Genomic DNA, 26,905 nt, shown 5'->3' with positions numbered 1-26,905 from the left:
GACCATCGACAGGTTCACCGCCATGCTCGACGAGTACATGGTCTGGTACAGGGACAAGCGCATCAAGACCGAATACGGCATGAGCATCATGGACAAACGCGTCGAGCTCGGGCTCGTCGCCTGAACATCTGTGATAACGTGCTGAACGACCATACAGACAACGAAGTCCAACAAAACGTCACCGCCCCCATCAGCTTTTGCCTCCAACTCCCCGGACGCCAATAGGCAGTAAGCCAGACAGGTGATTCACACCCACACAAACGCCCGAATAGCCATTTATTATCTCGCTTTCGCCGGGCGGCGCAATACTCTTTGTTTACCTTTTTGGTATATGATTTATACCATCTGATTACCGTTGGGAGGTTATTATGGGTAAAGTGATTGCCAATGTCGATGACGATGTGAAGACGCGTGCCGCCGCCCTGTACGAGTCCATGGGAATGAGCTTGAGCACCGCGGTGAACATGTTTCTGCGTCAGTCGCTCGAAGAGGACGGCGTGCCGTTCAAGCCCCGCCGGTATACGGGCGTGCGGTTGACGCCGACCGAGGAGACGCGACGCGCGATGGTGGAAGCTGAAGCCAAGGAGCTTGGGCTGATTCCTGACGACGCCGTGGAATGCCGTACGGAGGATGATGTGCGCGAGCACCTGCGCAAGCTGAGGGGACATGCCGAATGAGTTACATCATCAAGTTCGATTCGCGTTTCGATGCGGATTACGAGTGGCTGGGCCGCGTTCATCCCGAACTGCTGGATGATCTGGATGACGCCATTCTGATGCTACGTGAGGACGGCGAACTACCCGAGGGGTATCGTCCGCACGTGTTGGGCAACGCCGGCGGCAACTACAACGGGCATTGGGAGTTCCACTTGGCCGGTGATATCGACGTGCTGGTGCTGTACTGGAAACGCGCCGGCCATACCGTGATTCGCATGGTCCGCATCGGCACGCACGCCGAACTGTTCCAAGGCGAGGTGCTGTAGCCGAGGATTCCATCGAACCGCATCACATGCCCGTGGTGCGGTTTTCTTATGTCGTAAGGGCGAGAAAACGCTTAACCGTACGATAGGAGGCTTTTAGCAGGCGTCCTATCGTCCGGGGTGGTGACGTTTCGCTTTGGTGTCCGATGTCCGTGCGGCGGCGGTGCGTGTGCGGATGGTACGTCATCCCCTCATGAAGATAATTATTGGGCAACTTGACCAATTATGATGATGGCAGAAACTAGACGGCTTGCCTAGCATGGTGGCAGAACACAGATACAGGACGTAAGGAGGCCATCATGACGAATATCAATCAGGATCCCCGCGAACCGCGTGCCGGACAGAACGGCGACCCGTATGCCAACCCGTACGTGAACCAATCGAACAATCCGTATGCGGGGCAGTACGGACAGCCAGGAGGGAACGGTGGTTCGGGCGATCCGTGGAACAACCGCCCGGTCGACCCGTTCAAACTCATCGAGACCATGCTGCCGCAGCACACCAAGAACTGGGTGCGCGGCTTCTACGGCATAATCGGCGTGGCCGCCGTCCTGCTTGGCGCCGCCCTGCTGTTCTGGCCCGGAGCCACGTTGAAGGTCGCAGCCGTCCTGCTCGGCATATACCTCGTAGTCTCCGGCCTCGTGCGCGTGGTCGTCGCCATCGTCGAGCTCGGTCTGCCGAGCGGGTGGCGTGTGCTCGACATCCTCGTCGGCGTACTGCTCGCCGTCGGCGGCGTGGCCGTGCTCAAGAACGCCGCCCTGTCCGGACAGACCTTGGCGGTGCTCGTCACCATGACCGTGGGCATCGGCTGGATGCTCGAAGGTTTCATGGCGCTCGTCGAATCCTGGCGGCTCCCGAGCTCCGGATGGGCCGTGCTCTACGCCGTCGTCTCCATCATCGCTGGATTCGTGGTGCTGCTTTCGCCCATCAGCTCCACCGTGTGGCTCGTCGTCTTCGCCGGATGCGCGCTCATCGTCATGGGAGTCTCCGCCCTCGTGCGCGCCTTTACGTTCGGCAGGCTGCCGAAGGGCCGCTGAAGCGCGGTCGCGCGCTGAGCCATATCTGAGTTGGGACGTCTGGCCCATGCCGCCTGCCCACGCGTCCAGCATTCAGTCGTCGTCCCGGCCACCCCACCATCCCACCCCGCCCGATGTATCGCAACGCTGATAGGCTGGCATACGGTCTGAATCCTAGAACGAGCAGCGGCGACAAGCGTCCGGCGGCTGTTCGACAACCGTTTTCCAAGGAGACACGCATGGCTGAAAACACCGAACACCTCGCCCTGTGGGGCGGCCGCTTCACCTCCGGCCCGTCCGCCGCGCTCGCCCGCCTGTCCAAGTCCACCCAGTTCGACTGGCGTCTCGCCGACGACGACATCGCCGGCTCCCGCGCCCACGCGCGCGCCCTCGGCCGCGCCGGCCTGCTGAGCACCGAGGAACTCAACAACATGGAGGCGGCGCTCGACGAGCTCCAGCGTCGCGTGGACGACGGCACGTTCGCGCCCATCGAGGACGACGAGGACGAGGCCACCGCGCTGGAACGTGGTCTCATCGACATCGCCGGCGACGAGCTCGGCGGCAAGCTGCGCGCCGGCCGCTCCCGCAACGACCAGATCGCCTGCCTGATCCGCATGTGGCTGCGCCGCCACTCCCGCGTCATCGCGAAGCTCCTGCTCGAACTTGTGAACGCGCTCATCGCCCAGAGCGAGAAGGTCGGCCGCACCGTCATGCCGGGCCGCACCCACATGCAGCATGCACAGCCGGTCCTGCTCGCCCACCAGCTCATGGCCCACGCGTGGCCGCTGCTGCGCGACGTGCAGCGCCTGCTCGACTGGGACAAGCGCATCAACGCCTCCCCGTACGGTTCCGGCGCGCTCGCCGGCAACACGCTCGGCCTCGACCCGGAGGCCGTGGCCCGCGAGCTCGGCTTCTCCCGTGTGACCGACAACTCCATCGACGGCACCGCCTCCCGCGATCTCGTCGCCGAATTCGCGTTCGTCGCCGCCATGACCGGCGTGGACATCTCCCGTCTGTCCGAGGAGATCATCATCTGGAACACGCAGGAGTTCGCGTTCGTCAAGCTCGACGACGCCTACTCCACCGGCTCCTCCATCATGCCGCAGAAGAAGAACCCGGATATCGCCGAGCTGGCGCGCGGCAAGTCCGGCCGTCTCATCGGCGACCTCACCGGTCTGCTCGCCACGCTGAAGGGCCTGCCCACCGCGTACGCGCGCGACCTGCAGGAGGACAAGGAGGCCGTGTTCGACCAGGTCGACACGCTCGAGGTGCTGCTGCCCGCGTTCATTGGCATGGTGCAGACCATGCGCTTCGATGCGGACCGTCTTGAGACGGAGGCTCCGACCGGCTTCGCCCTCGCCACCGACATCGCCGAATGGCTCGTCAAGAACGGCGTGCCGTTCCGCCACGCCCACGAACTGTCCGGCGCGTGCGTGAAGCTCGCCGAAGGCCGCGGCCAGGAGCTGTGGGACCTGACCGACGAGGACTTCCAGTCCACGTTCGCTGCGTTCCTCCCCGCCGAGAAGGCGCCGGGCGTGCGCGAGGTGCTGTCCTCCCACGGTTCCGTCGACTCCCGCAACGGCAAGGGCGGCACCGCCTACGGCCGTGTGCGCGAGCAGATCGCTGACGCCAAGCGCGAGGTCGAGGAGCTCAAGGTGTTCGCCGACTCCAATTCCGACGGTTCCGCCTACAAGGCTCCCGGCACCTTCTGATTCGACGCCGGCCGCCGGCCGATGGACTGGTCGGCGGGGTTCCGTCCGGTTCCGTGACGTTCCAAGGGTCTTCTCCGATTCATCGGGGGAGACTCTCGTCGTATCCGCCGATTCGTCCGTCTTTCGCCCGTCCGTCCGGTTTCCGCATGTCCCGTCCATCCGCCCATGTCACGGCGGAGGCGTACTCTGGCCGCATAACGAACGGGAGCCGCAAGGCTGAGAGGAAGCACGAAGCTTCGACCGGGGAACTTGACGCGGGTCATGCCGCCGTAAGGAATCGTTGTCGTTTGGGATTTCCTTATCCAAGTCGACCGGGAGTCATACCGGGGACCGTTTCGCAACATAATCAAGCCATGTGGGTTGGCGAACGGCGGCCGTTACTCGTCCGGCCGCCCGGATCCTTCCCGCATGGTCGCATGTCAGGGCACATGAATGGGCGCACCACTCAAGGTACGGCTTCCGTTCGTGTGCCCTTTTTCGTCGGCGGCGCCGACGGGATCGTCATCCGTCACGACGGGGAAAGGAAGGAACACCCACCATGCAGGTCAACGGCGAACAGGTCACGTTGGAGAAGCCGGTCAGCGTCGCCGACTATCTCGAGGCGCACGGCTTCAGGGCCGAACGCGTCGCCATCGAGCTCGACGGCGAGATCATCCCGCGCGAACGCCGCGCCGAGACGATGCTCGACGACAGGAGCGTCATGGAGATCGTCCAGTTCGTGCAGGGCGGCTGAGGCCGCATCCGCACCTGCGGCATCGCCCGCATCCGTATCCGAGCCCACATCGCCCCGCATCCAATCCGGAAGGAACCCCATCATGAGCAACATCAACCCCGTCACCGAGGCGTCCGTCGACGCCACGCCGCTGCCGCCCCAGCCGGCGGTCATCAACCCGGTCGGCACCGCCGCGCCGATCCTACCCGTCGAGGACAAGCCGCTGAACCTCGGCGGCCACGAATTCCATTCGCGCTTCATCCTCGGCTCCGGCCGCTACGATCTGAACCTCATCAAGGCGACCGTCGAACATGCGGGCACCGAGATCGTCACAATGGCGCTGCGCCGCGCCACCACCACCGAGAACAGCGTGCTCGACTACATCCCCGAAGGCATCACGCTGCTGCCGAACACGTCCGGCGCGCGCAACGCGGAGGAGGCGGTGCGCATCGCCCGTCTCGCGCGCGAGGTGTGCCACACCGATTTCGTCAAGGTGGAGATCGAGCACGAGACCAAGTATCTTCTGCCGGACAACGCCGAAACCATCCGCGCCACCGAAATGCTGGCCAAGGAGGGGTTCGTCGTCATGCCGTACATGTTCCCGGACCCGATCGCCGCACGCCAGCTCGAGGAGGCCGGCGCCGCCGCCGTCATGCCGCTCGGCTCGCTCATCGGCTCCAACATGGGCCTGCGGATGCGTGACTTCATCGCGATCATCATCGCCAACGCGAACGTGCCGGTCATCATCGACGCGGGCATCGGCCGGCCCAGCCAGGCCGCCGACGCGATGGAGATGGGCGCCGACGCGGTCATGGCGTACACGGCCGTCGCCTCCGCCGGTAACATCCCGCTCATGGCCGAGGCGTTCAAGCACGCCATCGACGCCGGCCGCGCCGCCTACCTCGCCGGACTCGGCAAGGTGACCGAAGGCCACGCCGTCCCGTCCAGCCCGACCACGGGGTACCTGCACTGATGGCCGCGGACACGGGGGCCACGACGCTCACCGACGAACGGCTCGAACGCTATTCGCGCCATCTGATCCTGCGCGGCGTCGGCGTCACGGGGCAGAGGCGTCTGCTCGCCTCCTCGGTGCTCATCATCGGCGCGGGCGGACTGGGGTCGCCGGCCGCGCTGTATCTGGCCGCCGCGGGCGTGGGACGCATCGGACTGGCGGACGGCGACGTGGTCGACCTGAGCAACCTGCAACGCCAGATCATCCACACCACCGCACGAATCGGCGAGCCGAAGGCCGAATCGGCCGCCGCCGCGATCCGCGCGCTCAACCCGGACGTCACCGTCGAGACGTTCGACCGGCCGGTCGACGCCGACGATATCGCGGACCTCATCGCGCGCTACGACCTCGTCATCGACGCGACCGACAACTTCTCCGCCAAATTCCTCATCAACGACGCATGCGTGCTCGCCGGCAAGCCGTTCATCCACGCGGGTGTCGTCGGCTTCGCCGGGCAGGTGATGACCGTCGTGCCCGGCGCTGGCCCGTGTTACCGCTGCATCTTCCGCGACATGCCCGCCGCCGGCGAAGTACCCACCTGCCGCGAGGCCGGCGTACTCGGCGAGGTCGTCGGCGTGATCGGCAGCCTCGAGGCGACGGAGGCGCTGAAGCTCATCATCGGGGTGGGCGAGCCGCTCGTCGCGCGCATGCTCACCGTCGACGCGCTGACGATGAACATCCGCCGCGTGCCGCTGCCGAAGCGTGTGCCCGACTGCCCGGTGTGCGGCGACGCCCCGACCATCACCGCGCTCGACCCGGACCGCTACATCCAACCGGCCTGCGCGCTCTGACGCGTAGGTCCGGCATCATCGCGGGGCTCCGGCCGCGGAGCCCCGACCAATCGAAAGGGGAACCAGTCATGCCGATCGCACTGGACATCACAGGACTTGCCGGGGCCGACGTTTCCGGAACCGGTGCGGAACCGTCGTTCCGCCGCATCACCCCGGCCGAATTCGACGCGCTCGACCGAAACGACGTCACGCTGCTCGACCTGCGCGAGCCCGCCGACGTGGCCGCATATCCGATCGAAGGCGCGATCAACGCGCCGCTCGACCCGCTGGCCCGGGTCCTGAGGACCGTGCCGAAGGAACGCACCGTCGTCGTCTACTGCACCGAAGGATGGTGGAGCGAGGAGGTCGCCGAAATCCTCGCCGAGCGCGGCTACGACGTGGCGAGCCTCGAAGGCGGGTTCCGCGCATACCGCGAATTCCTGCGGGAACGGCGAGACGGGGAACAGGAGCCGGAGCCGCAGCGGCCATGAACGGCGGTCCTTCCGCAACCGTCCTTCCGCAACCGTCTTGTGAATCATCCTTGCGGGCGTGGCCTTCGGAAACGCGCGTGCCCTACCATCGGTCACGGAAACCCGACATATCCGCGACCGTCCGGTGGGATTCCGGATCCGGTGTCGCGCAACGAATCGATAAGGACGACAACACCGTGTCACGTCTGCTTACCCGTACGCAGATCCGTGAGCTGGTCGCCAGGCATGGCCGCGACGTGCTCGCACATCCGAACATGCGCAGCGAGCGCATGAACTACCAGCACGGCAACGTGACCACGTTCGCGCACTCCATCCGCGTGGCGTGTCTGGCCGTGTGGCTCGCCGACCGCATGCACCTGTGGCGGCGCGTCGACCTCAGGTCGCTGATCCGCGCCGCCCTGCTGCACGACTATTTCCTCTACGACTGGCACGACTGGGACGGCGGCGCGCACCGCCTGCACGGGTTCACGCACGGCAACGCGGCGCTGGTCAACGCGGCGCGGGACTTCCGCCTCAACGCCATCGAACGCGATGCGATCTCCTGCCACATGTTCCCGATGACGCCCACCGCGCCCAGCTATGCGGAGGGGTGGCTCGTCACGCTCGCGGACAAGCTGTCCGCCACGCGCGAGACGTTCTCCCTGGACCGGTTCAACAAGGGGAAACGGCCGGAGGGGGCCGCGCGATGAGTCCCGCGCCGTTCCCGCTCGCCCTCGACTACCTGTTCCTCTGGTTCCTGTTCTACAGCTTCTGCGGCTGGACGTACGAGTCGATTCTCGTCTCCGTGCAGGAGCGTCGCCCGGTGAACCGTGGCTTCCTCAACGGTCCGTTGTGCCCGATCTACGGCTCGGGCGCCGTGCTGGCCGTCGTCCTGCTCGGCGGATTGCACGGCAGGCCCCTCGCCGTGTTCGTCGTTTCCGCCGTGGGTGCGTGCGCACTCGAATACTTCACCTCATGGGCCATGGAACGGCTGTTCCATGCGCGATGGTGGGATTATTCGAACTTCCGCTTCAACCTCAACGGCCGCATCTGCCTGCTTGGCGCGCTGGTGTTCGGCGTCGGCGGCGTGGTCATCGTGGATGTGGTCCAGCCGCAGGTGGCGGCCGTCACCGCCATGATCCCCCTGACCGTGGTGCATTGGTTGTCCCTCGTGCTGTTCGTCGCGGTCGTCGCCGATACGATCGTCACCGTGACGGGCATCGTGGACCTCGAGGGCAGACTCGACCGGTTCCGCGAGACCGTCGCGAAATACGGCGACGCGATGCGCGAGAAGGTCGGCGACGCCGTCTCCGGCGTGGCGTCCGGCATGTCCGGTGTGGCATCCGGCGTGGCGTCCGGCGTCTCCGGCACGGTGGACCACGTGTCCGCCTACGCGGGCGAGGTGCCCGGCATGGTGGGGGACGCCGTCTCCGGCATCGCCGGCGTGGCCGGTCGCACCGGCGAACGGTTCGGCGAATCGCTCCAGTCCGGCCGTGAGATGTCCGCCGAATTCATGGCGCGCATCCGTCAGACCGCCGGCTCCGTGTTCAACCGTCAACAGCGCCGCATGATCGCCTCGTTCCCGAAGCTGCGCACCAGCCGCGACAGCCGCAACAACGAGGCCCTCGAACAGCTGCGCGAGGCGTTCGAAGGCAGGCGCGGCGACGGCCGCTGACCGTCGCCGCCGTCCGATGCATGCCGATGCGTTCCCGCGCGTTCCGGCCCCGTGCGGCCGTCGTTCCGGCCCCGTGCGCTCCGGTGCGGGCGGCCGATGCGATGGTCCGTATGGCGCCCTGCCTCACTGTCGCCGCGTCCTGCGAGACTGGGAGACGCTTGAAATCCGAGTAGAGCACCGTCAGTACACAATTCGATAGGGAGAGCGACCAAGTTATGGCTCACGTCATCGACTTCAAAGAGGCTGGGTTCGACACCCTGCTCGATGAACTGGAATGGCGCGGATTGATTTCCCAGTCCACGGACAGGGATCGACTCGCGAAGGCGTTGAACGGAGAGCCGATCAGCTATTATTGCGGCTTCGATCCGACCGCCGCCTCCCTGCACATCGGCAACCTCGTCCAGCTCATCAACATGCGTCACCTGCAGGCGGCGGGCCACCACCCGATCGCCCTCGTCGGCGGCGCCACCGGCCTCATCGGCGATCCGCGCCAGTCCGGCGAGCGCACCCTCAACCCGAAGGACGTGGTGGCCGGCTGGGCCGAGCGCCTGAAGAAGCAGATCGGCGGCATCCTCGTCACCGAGGGCGCGAACCCGGTGCGTTTCGTGTCCAACTACGACTGGACCGCGCAGATGAGCGTCATCGACTTCCTGCGCGACGTCGGCAAGAACTTCCGTCTGGGCACGATGCTCGCCAAGGACACCGTGGCCCGCCGCCTCAACTCGGAGGAGGGCATCTCCTTCACCGAGTTCAGCTACCAGGTGCTGCAGGGCAACGACTTCCTCCACCTGTACGACGAATACCACTGCACGCTGGAGCTCGGCGGCTCCGACCAGTGGGGCAACCTCACCTCCGGTCTGGACCTTATCCACAAGGTGCGCGGCGTGGACGTCAACGTGTTCACCAGCCCGATCATCACCGACGCGTCCGGCAAGAAGTTCGGCAAGTCGGAGGGTAACGCCGTCTGGCTTGACCCGACCATGCTCAGCCCGTACAAGTTCTACCAGTTCTGGATCAACCGTCCGGACGTGGAGATGGAGAGCCTGCTGAAGGCGTTCACGTTCCTGCCGAAGGCGGAGATCGAGCGTCTGGTGGAGGAGTCGAAGACCAATCCGGGCCGTCGCGAGGCGCAGAAGGCGCTCGCCTGGGAGGTCACCAGCTTCGTGCACGGCGAGGCCGCCACGCAGGCCGCGATCGACGCCTCCGCCGCGCTGTTCGGCCGCGGCGGCGACCTGAACGCCATCGACGAGGACACGCTCGAATCCGTGCTCGACGGCTTCAAGGTCGTCGATGAGAACGGCGAGCACGTGTTCCCGTCCGTCGAGGCGGGCGTGCGCGTGATCGACGCCGCGCAGGCCGCCGGACTGTTCAAGTCCGCGTCCGAGGCGCGTCGCGCCGTCAAGTCCGGCGGCGTGTACCTCAACAACGCGCGTGTGGAGGACGAGGAGGCCGTGCTCGGCGACGGCGATTTCCTCGCCGGCCGGTTCGCGCTGATCCGTCGCGGCAAGAAGGCGCTCGGCGCCGTCGAGAAGCACTGATTTTGTAGACGTTTCAAGACGTTTTCGGACGTCTCAGTAGGAAAGGCAAAGACACATGGCAGAAGGCAACGAGCGTTCCGGCAAGTCGTTCGGCGGACGCAAGGGCGGTTACGGCCACGGCTCCGGCCGTCCGGGCAACCGCGGCGGCAAGGGCTTCAAGCCGCGCGGCAACGGCGGCAAGTCGTTCGGCGGTTCCCGCGGCGGCTTCCATAAGGACGGCGAGCGCGGCGAGCGTCGCGAGGGCGGCTACCGCAAGGACTTCCACAAGGACGGGTTCCGCAAGGACTTCCATCGCGACGGCGACCGTGATTTCCGTCGTGACGGCGACGGCGAGCGTCGCGAGGGCAGTTTCCGCAAGGACTTCCACAAGGGCCCGCGCCAGGGCGGCGACCGTGACTTCCATCGCGACGGCGAGCGTCGCGGCTACGGCAAGTCCGGTGGCTTCCGCAAGGGCGGGTTCCGCAAGGACGGCGAGCGCGGCGGCTTCCGCAAGGACTTCCATCGCGACGGCGACCGTGATTTCCGTCGTGAGGGCGACGGCGAGCGTCGCGAGGGCGGTTTCCGCAAGGACTTCCACAAGGATGGCGACCGTGATTTCCGTCGCGACGGCGATCGTCGCGGCAACGGCGGCTTCCGTCGTGACGACCGCCGCGGCGGCAAGGGTGGTTTCCGCAAGGACTTCCATCGTGACGGCGACCGTGATTTCCGTCGTGACGGCGACGGCGAGCGTCGCGAGGGTGGCTTCCGCAAGGACTTCCACAAGGACGATCGTCGCGACTTCCACAAGGACGGCGAGCGTCGCGGCGGCAACCCGCGCTACCAGCGCGACGACCATCGCGAACGCAAGTTCCACAACGACGAGCCTCGCGAGGAGCGTCGCCGGTTCACCGACGAGGAGAAGCGCGAATACCGCGACCAGAAGCGCAGCGAGTACATGAGGAAGCCGCGCCGCAACTCCGACGGCACGATGAGCTTCCCTTCGCAGAACCCGTACACCGACCGCCGCCCCGGCGAGCCGAAGATGCCCAAGGGCCTTGAATATTCGATGCTGTCCAAGGACGAGAAGGAGCGTCTGCGCGGCCTGTCCAAGGAGCACTCCGAGAACATCGGTCTGCACATCCTCGCCGCCTACACGCTCATCGAGGACGATCCGAAGGCCGCGCTCGAACACGCCAAGTGGGCCGCCAAGCAGGCCTCCCGCATCGACTTCGCGCGTGAGACGCTCGCGTTCATCTGCTACCGCATGGGCGACTACAAGCAGGCGCTGCGCGAGTTCCGCACCGCCTACCGCATGAACGGCTTCCTTGACTACCTGCCGTTCATCGCCGACTGCGAGCGTGGTCTCGGCAGCCCGAAGAAGGCCATCGAGATCGCCGTCTCCGACGACGCCAAGTACCTCAAGGGCGAATCCAAGGCCGAGATGTTCCTCGTCTACGCCGGCGCCCTCGCCGACCTGGAGCTGTGGGACAAGGCCATCGAGATCGTGCACACGCTGGGCCGTTCCAAGGGCCTGACCGGTCCGTACCGCATGCGCGCCCTGCAGGCCGAGCAGCTGTTCCTCGAGGAGGCCGGACGCAACGACGAGGCCATCGATCTGGATCAGGTCATCGAGAAGCTGGAGAACCAGTACGCCGACTTCGACGAGGATGAGGAGAGCGACGACGTGGTCATCGACCACGACCTCGAGGGCCTCGAGGATCCGGAAGTGCTCGAACAGCTCGGTATCACCGAGGACGACGCCCAGTACGCGCCCGAGGACGAGACCGAGGAGGCCGAGGACGACGGCGAGGTCAAGGAGGGTGAGACCTCCGGCGAACCCGCCGAGGGCGAGACCGCCGACGAGGACGAGACCCAGGCTCCGGCCGAGGAGGCCGAGGACGGCGCCGAATCCACCGAGGAGCCCGAGTCGGAGGAGACCGAAGCCGTCGAGGAGAAGGCCGAGGAGGAGTCCGCCCCGGCCGAGACGGAGCCTGAATCCGAAGAGGCGGAGACCGAAGGCGAGACCTCCGACGAGGATGAGACCGAGGACGAGCCTGCCGAGGGCGAGACCGGCGAAACCTCCGCGGACGAGTCCGAGGAGCCCGCCGAGACCGAGACCGAAGCCCCGTCCGAGGCGTGAACACGGCCATGACGCAGTTCCTCAAAGGCACCGCCAAGCCGATCGCCGAAGCCTACCAGCTGGCCCTGCTGGACCTGGACGGCGTCGTCTACCGGGGCAAGAACCCGGTGGAATACGCCGCCGACTCCATCAGGGCCGCCGAACGGGCCGGCATGACCATCGAATACACGACGAACAACTCGTCGCGGTTCCAGCACGTCGTTGCCGACCAGCTCAAGGGCTTCGGCCTCGACGTGGAACCCTGGCAGGTCATCACCTCCTCGGTGGTGGCCGCCCGCATGGTCGCCAAGGCCCTGCCCGCCGGATCCACCGTGCTCGTCATCGGCGCGGAGCATCTGCGCGAGGAGGTCACGCGCGCCGGCCTCGTCATCACCGACGACCCGCAGGACCGGCCGCAGGCCGTCATCCAGGGCTGGTACCCGGAGATGACCTGGCAGATGATGGCCAACGCGGCGTTCGCCGTGGAGGCCGGAGCCACCTACTTCGTGACCAACCGCGACCTCACCATCCCGCGCGAGCTCGGCATCGCGCCCGGCTGCGGCTCCATGATCCGCGCGGTCATCGCCGCCACCGGTGTCGAACCCGTCGCCTCCGCCGGCAAACCCGAATCGTACATGTACGACGAGGCGCGCGAACTCAACGCCACCGGCGGCCAGGCGCTCGTCCCCAAGGAGCGTTCGCTCGCCGTGGGCGACCGTCTCGACACGGACATCGAAGCCGGCAACCGCGGCGGCTACGACTCCCTCGCCGTGCTCACCGGCGTGACCAACCCGCGCGAGCTCATGCTCGCGCCCGCCCACCTGCGCCCCACCTACATCGCGCCCGACCTGCGCGCGTTCGGCGAGACCATGCCCGAACCGCATGATCTGGGCGACGGCCGATGGGAGTGCGCCGGCCGTCACGCCACGTTCGACGCGGCCACACGCACGCTCGCCGTGGACGATGCCACGTCCGTCGACGCGCTGCGCGCCGCCGTGTGCGCCGCATGGCAGGCCGCGGACGCCGGTACGGACATGGACGGCGCCACCCTGCCGGAGTTCGCCCTGTGACGGATTCCGTGACGCCTCCCGCGACATCCGACGACGCGAGGGAACCGCTCGACGAGCGGTTCCCCGCGCTCAAGGACATCGACGCCATGGACGACGGGCGCCGCATCGACACGTTCCAGAACGTGCTGGACGCACTGCGGCGTGAACTCGACTCGATCGGCAAGTGAGGCCCCTATGCGCGACATGAACGACACCAACGACCTCGGCGTCGGCCCCGACGGCGCCGACGAACCCCTGGACATGCCCGACAGGCTCGACCTGTGGCTCGTGGCCGGGGGAGTGGTCGACTCGCGCACCAAGGCGCGCAAACTCATCAAGGACGGCAAGGTCACCGTCAACGGCACGGTCGTCACCAAACCCGCGTACGCCGTCACCGGCATGGCGCGCACGCGCATCGTCGTCGACAAGGGTGACGACTACGTCTCCCGGGGCGCCTACAAGCTCGTCGGCGCGTTCGAACGGTTCGGCGCGCAGGGCCTGCCCGAACCGGGCGGCATGGACTGCCTCGACATCGGCGCCTCCACCGGCGGGTTCACCGAAGTGCTGCTGCGGCGCGGCGCCGCGCACGTCATCGCGCTCGACGTGGGCCATGGACAGCTCGCGCCGCGCATCGCCGCCGACCCGCGCGTCATCGAGATGAGCGGCGTCAACGTCCGCGAGGTCACGCCCGCGGATCTGCCATGGCGGCCCCGGATGATCGTCTCCGACGTGTCGTTCATCTCCCTGACCTACGTGATCCCCGTCATCGCGGCCATCGCCGCGCCCGGCGCGCACATCGTCCTCCTCGTCAAACCGCAGTTCGAGGTGGGCCGCGAGGGATTGGGCGAAGGCGGCATCGTCACCGACCCGGACAAACGCGCATGGGCGCTCGACCATGTCACCGCATGCGCGCGCGAACATGGCCTCGACGTCGTCGCCACCGCGCCCAGCCCCATCGAAGGCACGCACGGCAACGCCGAATGGCTCCTGTACGCGCGGGCGTGAGCCCGCATGACGCGCCGCGTCCGCGGGAGCGCGCGTATCGCGGCACGTCAGGGGCGCGTCAGGCGCCGAGGAACTGGTCGATCTGGCTCTGCTTGCCGGCGAGGATGAGCTCGTCGTTGCGGCGCATGATGAGCTCCGTTCTCCCCGTACTGGAACTCCTTGCCCGGCGACTTCACGCCCACCACCACGATGCCGTAGCGGTCATGCACCTGCGCCTCGGCGATGGTCTTGCCGGCCATATGCGAGGGCGTATGCACCTTCACCACGGTGTGCGGTCCCTCGATCTCGATGTAGTCCAGGTAGTTGCCGGACACCAGATGCCCCACGCGACGGCCGGCGTCCGTCTCCGCGTTGATGACGTGCCGCGCGCCGATGCGCTGCAGGATGCGCGCGTGCTGCACGGACACCGATTTCGCCCACAGGTCCGTGATGCCGGCGTCCAGCAGGTTGCCCGTGGTGATGACCGAAGCCTCGACGCTGTCGCCGATGGCCACCACGGCCGTGTCGAACTGGGAGGCGTCGATCTGCTCGATGGCGAGCACGTCGGTCATGTCCGCCTGGACCACCGGCAGATGCGCCGACCAGCGGGCCACCAGCTCAGGATCCTTGTCCACGGCCAGCACGTCCTGGCCCAGCGCGTTCAGCGTGGACGCCACGGAACTGCCGAAACGGCCCAGGCCCACCACCAGGACGCTGCGGCCCTTGCGTTTGCTCGGTTTGACGGCCATATCACCATGCTCCTTCGAGGTTGGGAATCATTGAGTGGATCGATTGCGATCCGGTCGGGAATCAGCGGGGAATCGGTCGGGAGATCAGCCCACCACCACCGTCTCCTCGGGGTAGCGCACCGCCTCCGGCGAGCGCGGACGGCTGATCGAATACGCGATGGTCATCGGACCCAGCCTGCCCACCACCATGGTGATGGCGAGCACCGCCAGCGCGGCCGGATTGTCCTCGCGGGCCACGCCCACCGTGTACCCGCCCAGACCGAACGCCGAACAGGAGTCGAACAGGGCGTTCGTCAGCGTGGAGCCGGAGACCAGCATCAGCGCCACCGAGGAGGCGAGCACCAGCATCAGACAGGTGGTGGTGATGCTCACGGCCGTCATCGCCACATCGGTGTGCAGGCGGCGACGGAACACGTTGATGTCCTTGTGCCCGGTGAACGAGGCCCGGCAGATCAGCAGAATCACCGCGAACGTGGTGACGCGGATGCCGCCGGCCGTGGACGTGCTGCCGCCGCCGACGAACATGATGAAGCTCATGAACACCTTCGTCGGCTCGCTCACCTGCGGCACCCACGACAGGTCGAAGCCGGAGCTGCGCGGCATCACCGCGGCCACCACCGCGTGCCTCAGACGCGAATCCAGGTCCGCGTCCTTGAACAGGAACGGGTTGTCCCACTCCACGAGCAGGAACCATGCGAGCGAGACCGCCACGATGATGAACGTCATCGACAGGGCGATCTTCGTGTGCAGGCTCCACCGGCGCGGCGGCACGTGGCCTTTCGCGCAGCGCATGAGGTTGAGCAGCACGGGGAAGCCGAGCGTGCCGCAGAACGCGGACAGCATGATCGGCATGCCCACCGCCCAGCTGTTGACGTGCAGTCCGGCGCCGTCCGGCGTGAACCCGGCGTTGTTGTACGACATCACCGCGAAGAACAGCGCCTCCCACAGGCTCTTCTCCCAATCGCCCCCGTTGACCTTCATCAGACCGGGGGAGAGGGCCACGAAGGTGACGGACTCGATGAGCAGGGTGGTGGCGATGACCACGGTGAGCACGCCCTTGATCTCGTTGAGCTTCGACGTGCCCAGTTCGCTGGCCGTGAGCAGCCGCTGCGTGGCCTTGAGATGATGGTTGATGGCCAGGGTGATGAGCGAGGCGAACGTCATGACGCCCAGACCGCCCATCTGCACGGAGACGAGCAGCACCGCCTGGCCGAACAGCGTCCAGTGCGTGGTTGAGTTCACGATGGAGATGCCGCACGTGGACAGCGCGGACACGGCGGTGAAGAGGGCCGTGGAGAATGTGGTGGTCTCGCCCTTCGGCGTGGACGGGGGCAGCAGCAGCATGCCGGTGGCGATGACCACGAGCGCCATGAAGTAGATGATGGTGAGCCGTCCCGGATGGGAGATGAGATGCTGCAGGAACGTGCGCTTGCGCGGCCGTGTGTCCTCGGACGCCGCCTGTGCGAACGTGTTGCCGGAGAACCACCAGGCCAGTCCCCGGGAGGTTTCGCGGTTGGAGGACGATTCGTCAAAGACGAGGTTCGACATGGTCTCCTCTCCGCCGTCCGGGCCGTGGCCCCGTGCGCGACGCGTCCGTACGGTGACGGGACGCGTCGCGTCTTTACGATTTCCTTACCTCGACATTGTAGGCCCATTGGCGGTCAAACGTCCGTCCGGCGCCTGACGAGTTCGTTCGGTTCGGTTAGGATTGGTCGCGAGTATATGACCTTTTGTACCAAGGGGGATGGCAATGGCCGGCGTTCGTCATGCGGTGGTGGTGACACATACCCGGTTGCGTCGCAGCGGCACCGTGGTGTCCGATGTGGTGGGCCGTCTGCACGACGCCGGGTTCGACGTGTCGATCATCGACAACCTCGAGGCGCCCGCGTTCGACGTGCAGCCCCCCGTCGTGTCCGACGACACCGAGATCGTGGTGGTGCTCGGCGGCGACGGCACGATCCTGCGCGCCGCCGAACTCGTGCGCTGCACGCGCACGCCTATCCTCGGCGTGAACATGGGGCACGTCGGCTTCCTCGCCGAATTCGAGAGCTTCCAGATGGACGAGGCCATCCGGCGTATCGCCACCCGCGATTACTCCATCGACGAGCGCATGATCGCCCACGTGGACGTGTGGCTGCCCGGCGCCGACAGGCCCATCGAGAACTGGGCGCTCAACGACATCACGCTCGAACGCGCCGACCGCGGCAAGATGGTCGAACTGTCCATCAGCGTGGACGACGTGGAGATGAGCTCGTTCGGCGCGGACGGCGTCATCGTGTCCACGCCCACCGGCTCCACCGCGTACGCGTTCTCCGCCGGCGGCCCCATCATGTGGCCGAACGTCAAGGCCCTCCAGCTGGTGCCGCTCGCCGCGCACGCCCTGTTCGCCCGTCCGCTGGTCATCGGCGCCGACTCCACGTTCACCATCACCATCCTCGACGACTCCATGTCCGGCGGGTGGATCTGCTGCGACGGCCGACGCCAGCGCGCCCTGCCGAAGGGCACGCGCGTCGACGTGCGCGCCTCGCGCGGCACGCTGCGCCTCGCACGCCTGTCCGGCGCGCCCTTCACCGACCGTCTCGTCACCAAGTTCGACCTGCCGGTCGTCGGATGGCGCGAGCAGGCCGCGCACGGCGGCCCGAACCGTGCGCAGCGCGACGGCGCCGACTTCCGCTCCGCCTACGCCGACCACGCCGACTACCACGGGCACGGCGGGGATGCGGCCTCCGCCGACGGTGCCTCACCCGCGGACATGGAGGCCCGCTGATGCTCGAGGAACTCTCCCTGCGCGACCTCGGTCCCATCCGCTCCGCCGTCATCACGCCCGCGCCCGGCATGACCGCCATCACCGGCGAGACCGGCGCCGGCAAATCCATGCTGCTGAGCGCGCTGTCGCTCATCTCCGGCGGCCCCGCCAACGCCAAGCGCGTGTCCGTGGGCGCATCCGAAGCCTGGGCGCAGGGCATCTTCGCCGTCGACGACGAGGACGGCGCGGACGAGCCCGCCGAAGCCGAAGGCGACGACGCCGACGAGGCGCTCGCCGGCGGCGCGCTCGCCATCGCCCGCCGCGCCGGCGTCGAACCGGAGGACGGCGAACTGTTCCTCGCCCGCACCGTACGCGCCACCGGACGCTCCCGCGCCGTGCTGGGCGGCAGGACCGTGCCGCGGTCCGTGCTCGCCGCCGTGGCCGGCGAACTCGTCACCATCCACGGCCAGGCCGAACAGCTCAGGATCGCCTCCGCCGCCCGCCAACGCGACTTCCTCGACCACGCCGCCGGCGACGACCGCGAACTGGCCGCCTACCACGCCGCATGGCGTGCGCTGGCCGACATGGACGCGCGGCTGGAACGCCTGCGCTCGCAGGAATCGTCCGCACGCGCGCAGGCCGACTACCTGCGCGAATCGGTGGACCGCATCAACGCGGTCGACCCGCATCCGGGCGAACTGGAGGAGCTCAAGGCGAAACGCGAGCGCATCGAGAACGCGGCCGACATCGCCGAAGGCGTGTCCCGCGCAATCGGCGCGCTCGACGCCTCCCAACTGGACATCGGCGACATCGAGACGCCGGGGGCCTCCGACCTCATCACCCAGGCCGCGCAGGCGCTGCGCGGCATCCACGTCTCCGGCGGCGAATTCGGCGAACTCGCCGACCGTCTCGACTCCGTGAACACGGACCTCGCCGACATCGTCTTCACCCTGTCCGGCCATCTCGGCGAGGACATGGGGGAGACGGACCTGGACACGCTCAACGCGCGCATCCACGACCTCGACGAGCTCACCCGACGGTGGGGACCGTCCGTGGAGGACGTGATCGCCTGGCGCGACAAGGCCGCGTTCGACATCGAGGACCTGGACGCCTCGCCGGAGAAGCTCGCTGAACTGGAATCCGAACGGGGCCGCCTGCACGAGGCCGCCGCGCAGGCCGCCGACGCGTTGTCCGCGGCGCGCGCCGCGGCCGCCGCACGGCTCGCCGCGCGCGTCACCGAGGAGCTCTCCTCGCTCGCCATGGACGGCGCGTCCCTCGAGATCCGAGTCACGCCGCGGTCCGGCGACGACGCGCTCGACGCGAACGGCGGCGACGACATCGCGTTCCTGTTCACCCCCTACGAGGGGTCGCCGCAGCTGCCGATGGGCAAAAGCGCGTCCGGCGGCGAACTGAGTCGTCTCATGCTCGCCCTCGAACTGTCCGCCGCGGACATGCATACGGCGCCGGGCGGGGACGACGACGAGGCGGCGTCGGCGGCCTCCGCCGGCATGACGTTCATCTTCGACGAGGTCGACGCGGGCGTCGGCGGCAAAGCCGCCGTCGAACTCGGCAGGCGGCTCGCACGGCTCGCCCGCAGCTCGCAGGTCATCGTCGTCACGCATCTCGCGCAGGTGGCGAGCTGGGCGGACGCGCAGTTCGTCGTCACCAAGGAGCCGCCGGACGCGGACGACGACGATCTCGGCGTCGTCACCACCGTGAACGAGGTGCGGGACGACGCGCGCGTCCACGAGGTGGCGCGCATGCTCTCCGGCTCCGAATCCGAAGCCTCGCTCGACCACGCCCGCGAACTGCTGGAGGACTCCCGCCTATGACCGCTGACGTTTCCCGCCGCAAGGCCGCCATCTTCGACCTCGACGGCACGCTCCTCGATTCGATGGGCGTGTGGGACCAGGTCGACATCGACTTCCTCGCCAAGCGAGGGATCGCCGTGCCCGACGACTACATGACCATGGTCGCGCCGATGCAGTTCCGGCAGATAGCCGAATACACGATCGCGCGGTTCGGCCTTCCGGACACGCCCGAGGCGCTGATGGACGAGTGGGACGACATGGCGCGCGTCGCCTACGCCACCACCGTCGAGGCCAAGCCCGGCGCGCTCGATTATCTGAAGGACCTGAGGGCCCGTGGCGTCAGGCTCGGGGTGGCGACCTCCCTGCCGCCGCGTCTGAGGGAACCTGCGTTGGAGCATGTCGGCATGCTCGGGCTGTTCGACGAGATCGTCTCCGTCGACGATGCGAACGACGTGGGCAAGGACAGGCCGGACGTGTTCCTGCTCGCCGCCGCGCGGCTCGGGGTGGAACCACGCGACTGCACGGTGTTCGAGGACCTGCTCGTCGCCATCCGTTCCGCCAGGTCCGTCGGCATGCGCGTGTGGGCCATGCACGATGACTCGTCCGACGCCGACTGGTCCACGATCTGCGACGAGGCCGACGGCGTCCTCTTCGACTTCCACGACGCCCCGCGCGACTTGTAGGACGCGGCCCCGGTCCGGATGCGACGCGGGGCTCAGCGCACCGGCAGCAGGTCGGACGGACGCTCGGCCGCGTAGCGGCGGCGCTCCAGCTCCTCGCCCTCCTCACGTTCGACGATTTCGGCGGCGATGCGGTCCGTGAGCCGCTTGATCGGCGCCTTGTAGATCACCTCGTCGTACCAGCGGTCGTTGCGTTCCACGGCGTCGGCCTCGCGGTCGACTTCGATGAAGCCGAGTGATTCGAACATATGGCGGGCGCGCAGGTTGAACGACCACACCTTGACGGTGATGGTCTTCGCGTGCAGTTGTTCGGCGGCGAGACGGATGCCGAGCTTCATCGCCTGGCTGCCGTAGCCGCGGCCCTGGAAATACGGGCCGACGAGGATGCCCATCACGGGGTCGCGGTCCGGGTCCTCGCAGCCCCATGCGGCGATGTGCCCGATCGGGTTGCCTGCCGGGTCGAGGATGGTGCGGCCGAAGCGGTGATCGTCGTCGGTGTCGCTCCAGGCGTGGAACTGCTCGTCCACGGTGGCGGCGGGCACGGCATCGGTGCCGGCGCGGCATCCGTCGGCGATGGCGTGGTCGTTCCACCATTGTTCGAGCAGCGGGTAATCGGATGGTTCGGTCTTGCGCAAGGTAACGGCGTTGTCTGTCATGTTGGCTCCCTTCACGGCTCATTCTAAAACCGGCGGAATCGGCGACATGGCCGTGTTCACCGGCAATTCACATGGGTTGCCGGTGGTTGCCGGTCCCGGAGCACGAGGCCTTCCTGCCGTAGAACAAACCCCCTCGGTCGCACCGAAGACGACCGAGGGGGTTTCGGGGATATGAGGGGGCGCGACTACAGCGCTTTGGCGGCCTGCTCGACGAAGGCCTCCATGCCGTCGATCGGGACGACCGTGTCGAAGCGCACGTCGGCGGTCTCCAGGCCGCGCAGCGCGGCCGGGGCGGTCGTGCCGGTCTCCTTCGCGAGCACGTCCATGCACTCGAAATCGGTGCCGGTCGCGTCGAAGCCGAGCGACTCGTTCACCACACGCGGGAACTTGTACGGGCTCGCGGTGGAGAGGATCACGCGCGGGGTGAGCGGATCGCGCGGCATCTGCTGCGCCACGAAGTACGCGCACGCGGTGTGCGGGTCGATGACGTAGCGGTTCTTCTCCCAGCAGTCGGCGATCATCGCGCGCACCTGGTCCTCGTCGGCCCAGCCGCAGCCGAAGAACTTGCGGATCTTGGCGAGCAGCGTTTCCGGGATCTCATACGTGCCCCAGTTCCTGAGGTCGTTCATGAGCATCGAGATGAGGCGCGTGTCGCCGTCGGACAGGTAATAGAGCATGCGCTCGAGGTTCGATGAGATGAGGATGTCCATAGAGGGGCTGATCGTCTGGAAGAACGGGCGCTGGCGGTTGTACGTGCCGGTCGTCAGGAAGTCGAACAGCACGTTGTTCTTGTCGGAGGCGACCACGAGGTGCTTGACCGGCAAGCCGAGCAGCTTGGCGTAGTAGCCGGCGAGGATGTCGCCGAAGTTGCCGGTCGGGACCACGAACTCGACTTCGTCGCCCACGTTGATGACCTGATCGGCGAGCAGCTGCGCGTACGCGGAGAAGTAGTAGACGACCTGCGGCACGAGACGGCCCACGTTGATGGAGTTCGCCGAGGAGAGCACCACGTGCGCGTCCTTGGCGAGACGCCCGGCGAGCTCCTTGTCGCCGAAGATGCGCTTGACGGCCGACTGCGCGTCGTCGAAGTTGCCCTCCACGGCGGCCACGTTCACGTTCGAGCCGGTCTGCGTGGTCATCTGCAGCTCCTGCACCTGGCTCACCTTGCCCTCCGGGTAGAAGACGGTGATCGCGGTGCCCGGCGCGTCGGCGAAGCCGGCCAGCGCCGCCTTGCCCGTGTCGCCGGAGGTGGCGGTGAGGATCATGATCTTCTCGTCCGTGTCGCCGCCGGCCGGCGTGGTGCGCGCCATGAAGCGCGGCAGGATCTGCAGGGCCACGTCCTTGAACGCGGAGGTCGGGCCGTTGAACAGTTCGAGGATGTAGTCGTCGCCGAGCGGCTTGAGCGGCGTGATGCGCGGGTCCGACCACTGGTCGCCGTAGGCGGCGTCGATGCACGCCTTGAGCTCGTCCGCGCTGAAGTCGGGCAGCAGGGCGCCCAGTACCTCGGCCGCGATCTCCTGATAGGACTTGCCCGGCAGGGAGGCGACATCCACCTTGGTCTTGCCCAGATCGTCCGTGACGAACAGGCCGCCGTCGTCGGCGATGCCCTTGCGGATCGCCTGCTTGGCGGTCAGCGCGTCGGTGGTGGAACGGGTGGAATGGAATGTGGTGGCCACGGCGGATTCCTTAATATGCGAAACGGGGATGATAAACCACTCACCAGTCTACCGGCGACCCTCCCAACGTGCGGCGCTTCTCCCATGGTGCGGTCACACATAATCAACACAACGGCGGAATCGTGCCGTTCCGGGACACCGCACCATGAGGGTTTTGCCGCACCATGCGCATAGGGCAGATGGAAAGGGCGGGTGTGGGGCGGCGTCCAATGGGTGAGATTCGTCATACGGCGGAAACAGGTTCGCCACAAACGCCCCGTACACTCGGCGCCCGAACGGCAAACCAGTCGTTACCCACACCGTCTAAGGAGCACGAATGACCGCTTCACCCCTCGCACAGAAAGCAACCGACGCGTTCAACGCGCCCATCAGCGCCGCCGATCCCGAGATCGCCGAGCTGCTCGACTCCGAACTGCGCCGCCAGCAGAGCGGCCTGGAGATGATCGCATCCGAGAACTTCGTGCCGCGCGCCGTGCTGCAGTGCCAGGGCTCCGTGCTCACCAACAAGTACGCGGAAGGCTACCCGGGACGCCGATACTACGGCGGCTGCGAGTACGTCGACCAGATCGAGACCATCGCCCGCGAACGCGCCAAGAAGCTGTTCGGCGCCGAATACGTCAACGTCCAGCCGCACTCCGGCGCCCAGGCCAACGCCGCCGTCTACCAGGCGCTCGTCAAGCCCGGCGACACCGTCCTCGGCCTCGCCCTCGACCACGGCGGCCACCTCACCCACGGCATGAAGATCAACTTCTCCGGCAGGTTCTACCACGCCGAAGCCTACGGCGTGAACCCGGAGACCTTCCGCATCGACCCGGAGATCATCCGCCAGCGCGCCCTCGAGACCCACCCGGCCATGATCATCGGCGGCTGGTCCGCCTATCCGCGAATCGAGGACTTCAAGGCCATCAAGGAGATCGCCGACGAGGTCGGCGCCAAGTTCTGGGTGGACATGGCCCACTTCGCCGGCCTCGTCGCCGCCGGCCTGCACCCGAGCCCCGTGCCGTACGCGGACGTCGTCTCCTCCACCGCCCACAAGACGCTCGGCGGCCCGCGTTCCGGCTTCATCCTCGCCAAGCAGGAGTACGCCAAGAAGCTCAACTCCTCCGTGTTCCCCGGCCAGCAGGGCGGCCCGCTCATGCACGTCATCGCCGGCAAGGCCGTCAGCTTCAAGGTGGCCGGCTCCCCGGAGTTCAGGAACCGCATGGAGCGCACCCTCGAAGGTGCGAAGATCATCGCCGAGCGCCTGCTCGCCGATGACGTCAAGGCCAACGGCATCTCCGTCCTCACCGGCGGCACCGACGTGCACCTGGTGATGGTCGACCTGCGCAACAGCGAGATGGACGGCAAGCAGGGCGAGGACCTGCTCGCCCAGTGCGGCATCACCATCAACCGCAACACCGTCCCGTTCGACCCGCGCCCCGCCTCCGTGGCCTCCGGCCTGCGCATCGGCGCCAGCGCGCTCGCCACCCGCGGCTTCGGACCGAAGGAATACGAGGAGGTAGCCGACATCATCGGCACCGCGCTCGCCGCCGGCCCGTCCGCCGACGTCGAGGCGCTCAAGGCGCGCGTCGACAAGCTCGCCGAGGACTTCCCGCTCTACCCGGACCTCGACCAGATCCACTGATCGGCCGAGCCGCCCACGGCCAGGCGCGGATCGCGCCGGCGCATCCAGCAGGCTCCCCTCCTAGGGGAGCCTGCTTCCGTATTCCGGTACATGTATCTGGCCTCGATGTACGCTACAGTTGGGGTCTATGACGAACAGGAGGAATCCATGGTGACATCGGTGTCGTTGAAGGTGCACAACCAGGTGTGCATGCGTGCCCTGCATGCCGCCAGGGCCCAGAAGAAGCTGGCGCGGACGCACGCCGACGCCAAGAACGCGCTGCTGAACGCCATCGCCGACGCGCTCGACGCGCGCGCCGGGGAGATCGCCGCCGCCAACGCCCTCGACATGGCCGCATCGCGCGAGGCGGGCATGGACGAAGGCAAGCTCGACCGCCTCCGCTTCGACGAGCCGCGTGTCAAGGCCGCCGCCGAAGGCGTGCGGCACGTCGCCACCCTGCCCGACCCGGTCGGCGAGATCGTACGCGGCTACACCCTGCCCAACGGCCTGCGCCTCAACCAGACGCGCGTGCCGATCGGCGTCATCGGCATGATCTACGAGGCCCGGCCGAACGTCACCGTCGACGTCGCCTCCCTGTGCATCAAATCCGGCAACGCCGCCATCCTGCGCGGCGGCCACGCCGCCGAACGCACCAACGCGGCCACGCTCGCCGTCATCGGCGACGTGCTGGAGGAGCGTGGCTTCAGGCCGGGGCTGGTCGCCTCCGTCGACGAATTCGGCCGTGAAGGCGCCACCGCGATGATGGAGGCGCGCGGCTACATCGACCTGCTCGTGCCGCGAGGTGGCAGGGGACTCATCCAGGCGGTCGTCGAGAACTCGAAGGTCCCGGTCATCGAGACCGGAGCCGGCAACGTGCACATCTACGTGGACGCCTCCGCCGATCAGGACAAGGCCCTGCCCATCCTCATCAACGCCAAGACGCAGCGGGTCGGCGTGTGCAACGCCGCCGAGAAGCTCATCGTGCACGCCGACGTCGCCGACGAATTCCTGCCGAAGGCCGCCGCCGCGCTGTTCGCGCACGGCGTGGTCATCCACGCCGACATCCGCGCGTACGAGACCCTCGGGAAGGCGTTCCCCGAACAGGTCCGCACCGATGCGCAACCTGAGGGGCTGCTCTGCATCGCCAGGGACGAGGACTGGGACACCGAATACCTGGCGCTCGAGATCGGCGTCAAGGTCGTCGACTCGCTCGACGAGGCCATCGACCACATCAACGAACACTCCACCGGACACACCGAATCCATCGTCTCCGAGGACTACACGGCCATCGAGGAGTTCACCTCCCGCATCGACTCCGCCGTGGTCATGGTCAACGCGTCCACGCGTTTCACCGACGGAGGCGTCTTCGGCTTCGGCGCCGAACTCGGCATCTCCACGCAGAAGATGCATGCACGCGGCCCCATGGGACTGCGGGAGATGACCACCACGAAATGGATCGGCTACGGCATGGGACAGGTGCGCGCATGAGCGAAGGAACGGACGAAGGGACGGACATGAACGAGAACATGACGGGTGTGACGGATACGACCGACGCGACCTCGGACGGCGTGCAGGGTCCGCAGACCGACGTCCCCGCCCCGGACGACGGCATGAGCGTGCCCATCACCGAGCTGCGCACCGACCTCGACCTCGACGATCCGCGCTGCGGACTCAAGATCGCCGCCGAGCGCCTGAGCATCGTGCGTTACGTGTTTCTCGTGCAGATCGAGGACGGCATCGCCTCCGCATCCCAGCGCGCATCCCTCGAATACGCGGACGCCGTGCTCATCGGCTGGCCCGAGGAGGACGCGCCCGACGTGGTGGATCTGGACGAGACGCAGCTCAAGTCCGTGCGCTACCACATGGAGCTCATGGAGGACTACATCCGCCGCTTCTCCACGCTCGAACGCGAAGGCGACGTGGACGGCATGACCGACACGCTCATCCGCGTCACCGAGCGCGTGGCCGAGGTGCGCCGCATGTACCAGCCGGACTTCCCGCTGCCCACGTTCGCCGAGATCCGCCGCGTGGTGCAGGACGAATGGGACGAGGACATGGGCAAGATCGACCCGAAGGACGACGATCCGACGGCCGCGCAGATCGAACGGGAGACCGAACAGGAGGACGGGCAGGCCGCCCGCGGTGAGCGTCCCGACGACGCCGTCGCGGCCTCGGAACGCCCGGACACGAAGCCGACGGCGGGTGATCGCGCGTGAACGCCGACGAACGCCGTATGTCCGACCTGTCCGCCGACTCGGTGCTCGCCGGCGCCAACGCGGCCAACGTGGGCGTGCCCGGCGCCGGGGGAGCGGGCGCGTCGGCCCCCTCCGAAGGCGCACGTTCGGCGGTGCGCCGCTCCGCGCGGGGCAACCTCCACGCCACCCCGCGCATCGGCATCATGGGCGGCACGTTCGACCCCATCCACAACGGCCACCTGGTCGCTGCCTCCGAAGTGGCATGGGTGTACGACCTCGACGAGGTGATCTTCGTCCCCACGGGCCGGCCCGTGTTCAAGCTCGACAAGCACGTCACCAACGCCGAGGACCGCTACCTCATGACGGTCATCGCCACCGCGTCCAACCCGAAGTTCACCGTGAGCCGCGTCGACATCGACCGTCCCGGCGTGACCTACACCATCGACACGCTGCGCGACATCCGCGCCCAGCATCCGGACGCCGAACTGTTCTTCATCACCGGCGCCGACGCCGTCGCGGAGATCATGCAATGGAAGGACGCGGACCTCATGTGGGAGCTCGCGCACTTCGTGGCCGTCACACGCCCCGGCTACTCCTCGCCCGAAGGGGTCAGGCTCCCCGAAGGCAAGGTGGACACGCTCGAGATCCCCGCGTTGGCGATCAGCTCCACCGACGTCCGCCGCCGCGCACGCCACGACGAACCGGTCTGGTATCTCGTGCCCGACGGCGTGGTCCAGTACATCGGCAAGCACGGGCTGTACCGGTAGCCGGTTC

General features: G+C 67.3%; 25 protein-coding genes, 1 pseudogene and 1 riboswitch. Of the genes and pseudogenes, 22 read left to right on the top strand and 4 right to left on the bottom strand.

Annotated elements, in window-relative coordinates; genetic code table 11:
• Positions 1-368 precede the first annotated feature (368 nt).
• The 15 genes from JS531_RS10015 to JS531_RS09940 all read left to right on the top strand — a co-directional run bounded on the left by JS531_RS10015 (position 369) and on the right by JS531_RS09940 (position 14,036).
• On the top strand, positions 369-677 hold the full coding sequence (locus tag JS531_RS10015; RefSeq protein WP_214315623.1) for a type II toxin-antitoxin system RelB/DinJ family antitoxin: 309 nt from the start codon (positions 369-371) through the stop codon (positions 675-677).
• Positions 674-982, top strand: coding sequence for a type II toxin-antitoxin system YafQ family toxin (locus JS531_RS10010; protein ID WP_214315622.1), 309 nt, complete (start codon positions 674-676; stop codon positions 980-982). Before JS531_RS10015 ends, JS531_RS10010 begins: the two co-directional genes overlap by 4 nt.
• A 296-nt stretch (positions 983-1,278) precedes the next feature.
• Complete coding sequence (locus tag JS531_RS10005) at positions 1,279-2,016, top strand: DUF308 domain-containing protein (protein ID WP_214315621.1); 738 nt, start codon at positions 1,279-1,281, stop codon at positions 2,014-2,016.
• Positions 2,017-2,234: 218 nt separating this feature from the next.
• On the top strand, positions 2,235-3,707 hold the full coding sequence (argH, locus tag JS531_RS10000) for an argininosuccinate lyase (protein WP_214315620.1): 1,473 nt from the start codon (positions 2,235-2,237) through the stop codon (positions 3,705-3,707).
• A 191-nt stretch (positions 3,708-3,898) separates the two neighbouring features.
• Positions 3,899-4,001: riboswitch (TPP riboswitch) on the top strand.
• Positions 4,002-4,245: 244 nt separating this feature from the next.
• On the top strand, positions 4,246-4,440 hold the full coding sequence (gene thiS / locus JS531_RS09995) for a sulfur carrier protein ThiS (RefSeq protein ID WP_214315619.1): 195 nt from the start codon (positions 4,246-4,248) through the stop codon (positions 4,438-4,440).
• An 82-nt stretch (positions 4,441-4,522) separates the two neighbouring features.
• On the top strand, positions 4,523-5,392 hold the full coding sequence (locus JS531_RS09990) for a thiazole synthase (RefSeq protein WP_214315617.1): 870 nt from the start codon (positions 4,523-4,525) through the stop codon (positions 5,390-5,392).
• Complete coding sequence (thiF, locus tag JS531_RS09985) at positions 5,392-6,222, top strand: thiazole biosynthesis adenylyltransferase ThiF (RefSeq protein ID WP_214315615.1); 831 nt, start codon at positions 5,392-5,394, stop codon at positions 6,220-6,222. Before JS531_RS09990 ends, thiF begins: the two co-directional genes overlap by 1 nt.
• Positions 6,223-6,290: 68 nt before the next feature.
• Positions 6,291-6,692: a rhodanese-like domain-containing protein gene (locus JS531_RS09980; protein ID WP_214315613.1), complete on the top strand. Its 402-nt coding sequence runs from the start codon at positions 6,291-6,293 to the stop codon at positions 6,690-6,692.
• A gap of 176 nt (positions 6,693-6,868) precedes the next feature.
• Positions 6,869-7,381 (top strand): HD domain-containing protein, encoded by a 513-nt coding sequence (locus JS531_RS09975; protein WP_214315611.1) that lies wholly within the window; start codon positions 6,869-6,871, stop codon positions 7,379-7,381.
• On the top strand, positions 7,378-8,346 hold the full coding sequence (locus tag JS531_RS11165; RefSeq protein WP_240542168.1) for a putative ABC transporter permease: 969 nt from the start codon (positions 7,378-7,380) through the stop codon (positions 8,344-8,346). Before JS531_RS09975 ends, JS531_RS11165 begins: the two co-directional genes overlap by 4 nt.
• A gap of 215 nt (positions 8,347-8,561) precedes the next feature.
• Entirely contained in the window at positions 8,562-9,884 is a 1,323-nt protein-coding gene (gene tyrS / locus JS531_RS09960; RefSeq protein WP_214315609.1) for a tyrosine--tRNA ligase, read from the top strand.
• A gap of 55 nt (positions 9,885-9,939) precedes the next feature.
• On the top strand, positions 9,940-12,003 hold the full coding sequence (locus JS531_RS09955; RefSeq protein WP_214315607.1) for a helicase: 2,064 nt from the start codon (positions 9,940-9,942) through the stop codon (positions 12,001-12,003).
• An 8-nt stretch (positions 12,004-12,011) separates the two neighbouring features.
• Positions 12,012-13,052: an HAD-IIA family hydrolase gene (locus tag JS531_RS09950; protein ID WP_214315605.1), complete on the top strand. Its 1,041-nt coding sequence runs from the start codon at positions 12,012-12,014 to the stop codon at positions 13,050-13,052.
• Entirely contained in the window at positions 13,049-13,219 is a 171-nt protein-coding gene (locus JS531_RS09945) for a hypothetical protein (RefSeq protein ID WP_214315604.1), read from the top strand. Before JS531_RS09950 ends, JS531_RS09945 begins: the two co-directional genes overlap by 4 nt.
• Before the next feature lie 73 nt (positions 13,220-13,292).
• Positions 13,293-14,036: a TlyA family RNA methyltransferase gene (locus JS531_RS09940; protein ID WP_214315625.1), complete on the top strand. Its 744-nt coding sequence runs from the start codon at positions 13,293-13,295 to the stop codon at positions 14,034-14,036.
• A gap of 58 nt (positions 14,037-14,094) precedes the next feature.
• On the opposite strand, the pseudogene JS531_RS09935 reads toward JS531_RS09940, so the two are convergent.
• Positions 14,095-14,764, bottom strand: a pseudogene (locus JS531_RS09935) (TrkA family potassium uptake protein).
• Positions 14,765-14,848: 84 nt separating this feature from the next.
• Entirely contained in the window at positions 14,849-16,312 is a 1,464-nt protein-coding gene (locus JS531_RS09930; protein WP_214315602.1) for a potassium transporter TrkG, read from the bottom strand.
• Positions 16,313-16,514: 202 nt separating this feature from the next.
• Between JS531_RS09930 and JS531_RS09925 the strand changes: the two genes are divergently transcribed.
• From JS531_RS09925 to JS531_RS09915, 3 genes are read left to right on the top strand one after another with little or no spacing between them, the layout of a single operon-like run.
• On the top strand, positions 16,515-17,531 hold the full coding sequence (locus tag JS531_RS09925) for an NAD kinase (protein ID WP_240542167.1): 1,017 nt from the start codon (positions 16,515-16,517) through the stop codon (positions 17,529-17,531).
• Positions 17,531-19,342, top strand: coding sequence for a DNA repair protein RecN (recN, locus tag JS531_RS09920; RefSeq protein WP_214315598.1), 1,812 nt, complete (start codon positions 17,531-17,533; stop codon positions 19,340-19,342). Before JS531_RS09925 ends, recN begins: the two co-directional genes overlap by 1 nt.
• Entirely contained in the window at positions 19,339-20,004 is a 666-nt protein-coding gene (locus tag JS531_RS09915) for an HAD family phosphatase (RefSeq protein ID WP_214315596.1), read from the top strand. Before recN ends, JS531_RS09915 begins: the two co-directional genes overlap by 4 nt.
• Positions 20,005-20,036: 32 nt before the next feature.
• Here JS531_RS09915 and JS531_RS09910 read toward each other — a convergent pair whose 3' ends face one another.
• Together JS531_RS09910 and thrC are read right to left on the bottom strand one after the other, a co-directional pair.
• Complete coding sequence (locus tag JS531_RS09910; protein ID WP_214315594.1) at positions 20,037-20,657, bottom strand: GNAT family protein; 621 nt, start codon at positions 20,655-20,657, stop codon at positions 20,037-20,039.
• A gap of 185 nt (positions 20,658-20,842) precedes the next feature.
• Positions 20,843-22,333 (bottom strand): threonine synthase, encoded by a 1,491-nt coding sequence (gene thrC / locus JS531_RS09905; RefSeq protein ID WP_214315592.1) that lies wholly within the window; start codon positions 22,331-22,333, stop codon positions 20,843-20,845.
• 316 nt (positions 22,334-22,649) lie between these two features.
• Here thrC and glyA point away from each other — a divergent pair, with 316 nt between their 5' ends.
• The 4 genes from glyA to nadD all read left to right on the top strand — a co-directional run bounded on the left by glyA (position 22,650) and on the right by nadD (position 26,898).
• A complete protein-coding gene (glyA, locus tag JS531_RS09900; RefSeq protein ID WP_214315590.1) occupies positions 22,650-23,957 on the top strand; it encodes a serine hydroxymethyltransferase in 1,308 nt (435 codons plus the stop codon).
• 105 nt (positions 23,958-24,062) lie between these two features.
• The gene (locus JS531_RS09895; RefSeq protein WP_214315588.1) at positions 24,063-25,424 is read left to right on the top strand and encodes a glutamate-5-semialdehyde dehydrogenase; all 1,362 of its coding nucleotides are present in this window, start codon (positions 24,063-24,065) and stop codon (positions 25,422-25,424) included.
• 122 nt (positions 25,425-25,546) lie between these two features.
• Complete coding sequence (locus JS531_RS09890) at positions 25,547-26,152, top strand: phosphoribosylglycinamide synthetase (protein WP_240542170.1); 606 nt, start codon at positions 25,547-25,549, stop codon at positions 26,150-26,152.
• A 17-nt stretch (positions 26,153-26,169) separates the two neighbouring features.
• A complete protein-coding gene (nadD, locus tag JS531_RS09885; protein ID WP_240542165.1) occupies positions 26,170-26,898 on the top strand; it encodes a nicotinate-nucleotide adenylyltransferase in 729 nt (242 codons plus the stop codon).
• The last annotated feature ends 7 nt before the right edge of the window (positions 26,899-26,905 follow it).

Origin of the sequence: Bifidobacterium sp. CP2 (assembly GCF_018555635.1) — a bacterium.
Lineage (GTDB): Bacteria > Actinomycetota > Actinomycetes > Actinomycetales > Bifidobacteriaceae > Bifidobacterium > Bifidobacterium saguinibicoloris.
The sequence above is the reverse complement of the archived record's forward strand: the minus strand, read 5'-3'. Positions and strand labels throughout refer to the sequence as shown.

Coding starts and splice junctions, on each gene's coding strand:
- argH (WP_214315620.1), top strand. CDS start 2,235: ATGGCTGAAAACACCGAACACCTCGCCCTGTGGGGCGGCCGCTTCACC.
- JS531_RS11165 (WP_240542168.1), top strand. CDS start 7,378: ATGAGTCCCGCGCCGTTCCCGCTCGCCCTCGACTACCTGTTCCTCTGG.
- JS531_RS09955 (WP_214315607.1), top strand. CDS start 9,940: ATGGCAGAAGGCAACGAGCGTTCCGGCAAGTCGTTCGGCGGACGCAAG.
- JS531_RS09930 (WP_214315602.1), bottom strand. CDS start 16,312: ATGTCGAACCTCGTCTTTGACGAATCGTCCTCCAACCGCGAAACCTCC.
- JS531_RS09890 (WP_240542170.1), top strand. CDS start 25,547: ATGAGCGTGCCCATCACCGAGCTGCGCACCGACCTCGACCTCGACGAT.
- JS531_RS09895 (WP_214315588.1), top strand. CDS start 24,063: ATGTACGCTACAGTTGGGGTCTATGACGAACAGGAGGAATCCATGGTG.
- JS531_RS09940 (WP_214315625.1), top strand. CDS start 13,293: ATGCCCGACAGGCTCGACCTGTGGCTCGTGGCCGGGGGAGTGGTCGAC.
- recN (WP_214315598.1), top strand. CDS start 17,531: ATGCTCGAGGAACTCTCCCTGCGCGACCTCGGTCCCATCCGCTCCGCC.
- JS531_RS09910 (WP_214315594.1), bottom strand. CDS start 20,657: ATGACAGACAACGCCGTTACCTTGCGCAAGACCGAACCATCCGATTAC.
- thiS (WP_214315619.1), top strand. CDS start 4,246: ATGCAGGTCAACGGCGAACAGGTCACGTTGGAGAAGCCGGTCAGCGTC.
- tyrS (WP_214315609.1), top strand. CDS start 8,562: ATGGCTCACGTCATCGACTTCAAAGAGGCTGGGTTCGACACCCTGCTC.
- nadD (WP_240542165.1), top strand. CDS start 26,170: ATGTCCGACCTGTCCGCCGACTCGGTGCTCGCCGGCGCCAACGCGGCC.
- JS531_RS09990 (WP_214315617.1), top strand. CDS start 4,523: ATGAGCAACATCAACCCCGTCACCGAGGCGTCCGTCGACGCCACGCCG.
- JS531_RS10005 (WP_214315621.1), top strand. CDS start 1,279: ATGACGAATATCAATCAGGATCCCCGCGAACCGCGTGCCGGACAGAAC.
- JS531_RS09980 (WP_214315613.1), top strand. CDS start 6,291: ATGCCGATCGCACTGGACATCACAGGACTTGCCGGGGCCGACGTTTCC.
- JS531_RS09925 (WP_240542167.1), top strand. CDS start 16,515: ATGGCCGGCGTTCGTCATGCGGTGGTGGTGACACATACCCGGTTGCGT.
- thiF (WP_214315615.1), top strand. CDS start 5,392: ATGGCCGCGGACACGGGGGCCACGACGCTCACCGACGAACGGCTCGAA.
- JS531_RS09915 (WP_214315596.1), top strand. CDS start 19,339: ATGACCGCTGACGTTTCCCGCCGCAAGGCCGCCATCTTCGACCTCGAC.
- JS531_RS10015 (WP_214315623.1), top strand. CDS start 369: ATGGGTAAAGTGATTGCCAATGTCGATGACGATGTGAAGACGCGTGCC.
- JS531_RS10010 (WP_214315622.1), top strand. CDS start 674: ATGAGTTACATCATCAAGTTCGATTCGCGTTTCGATGCGGATTACGAG.
- JS531_RS09950 (WP_214315605.1), top strand. CDS start 12,012: ATGACGCAGTTCCTCAAAGGCACCGCCAAGCCGATCGCCGAAGCCTAC.
- glyA (WP_214315590.1), top strand. CDS start 22,650: ATGACCGCTTCACCCCTCGCACAGAAAGCAACCGACGCGTTCAACGCG.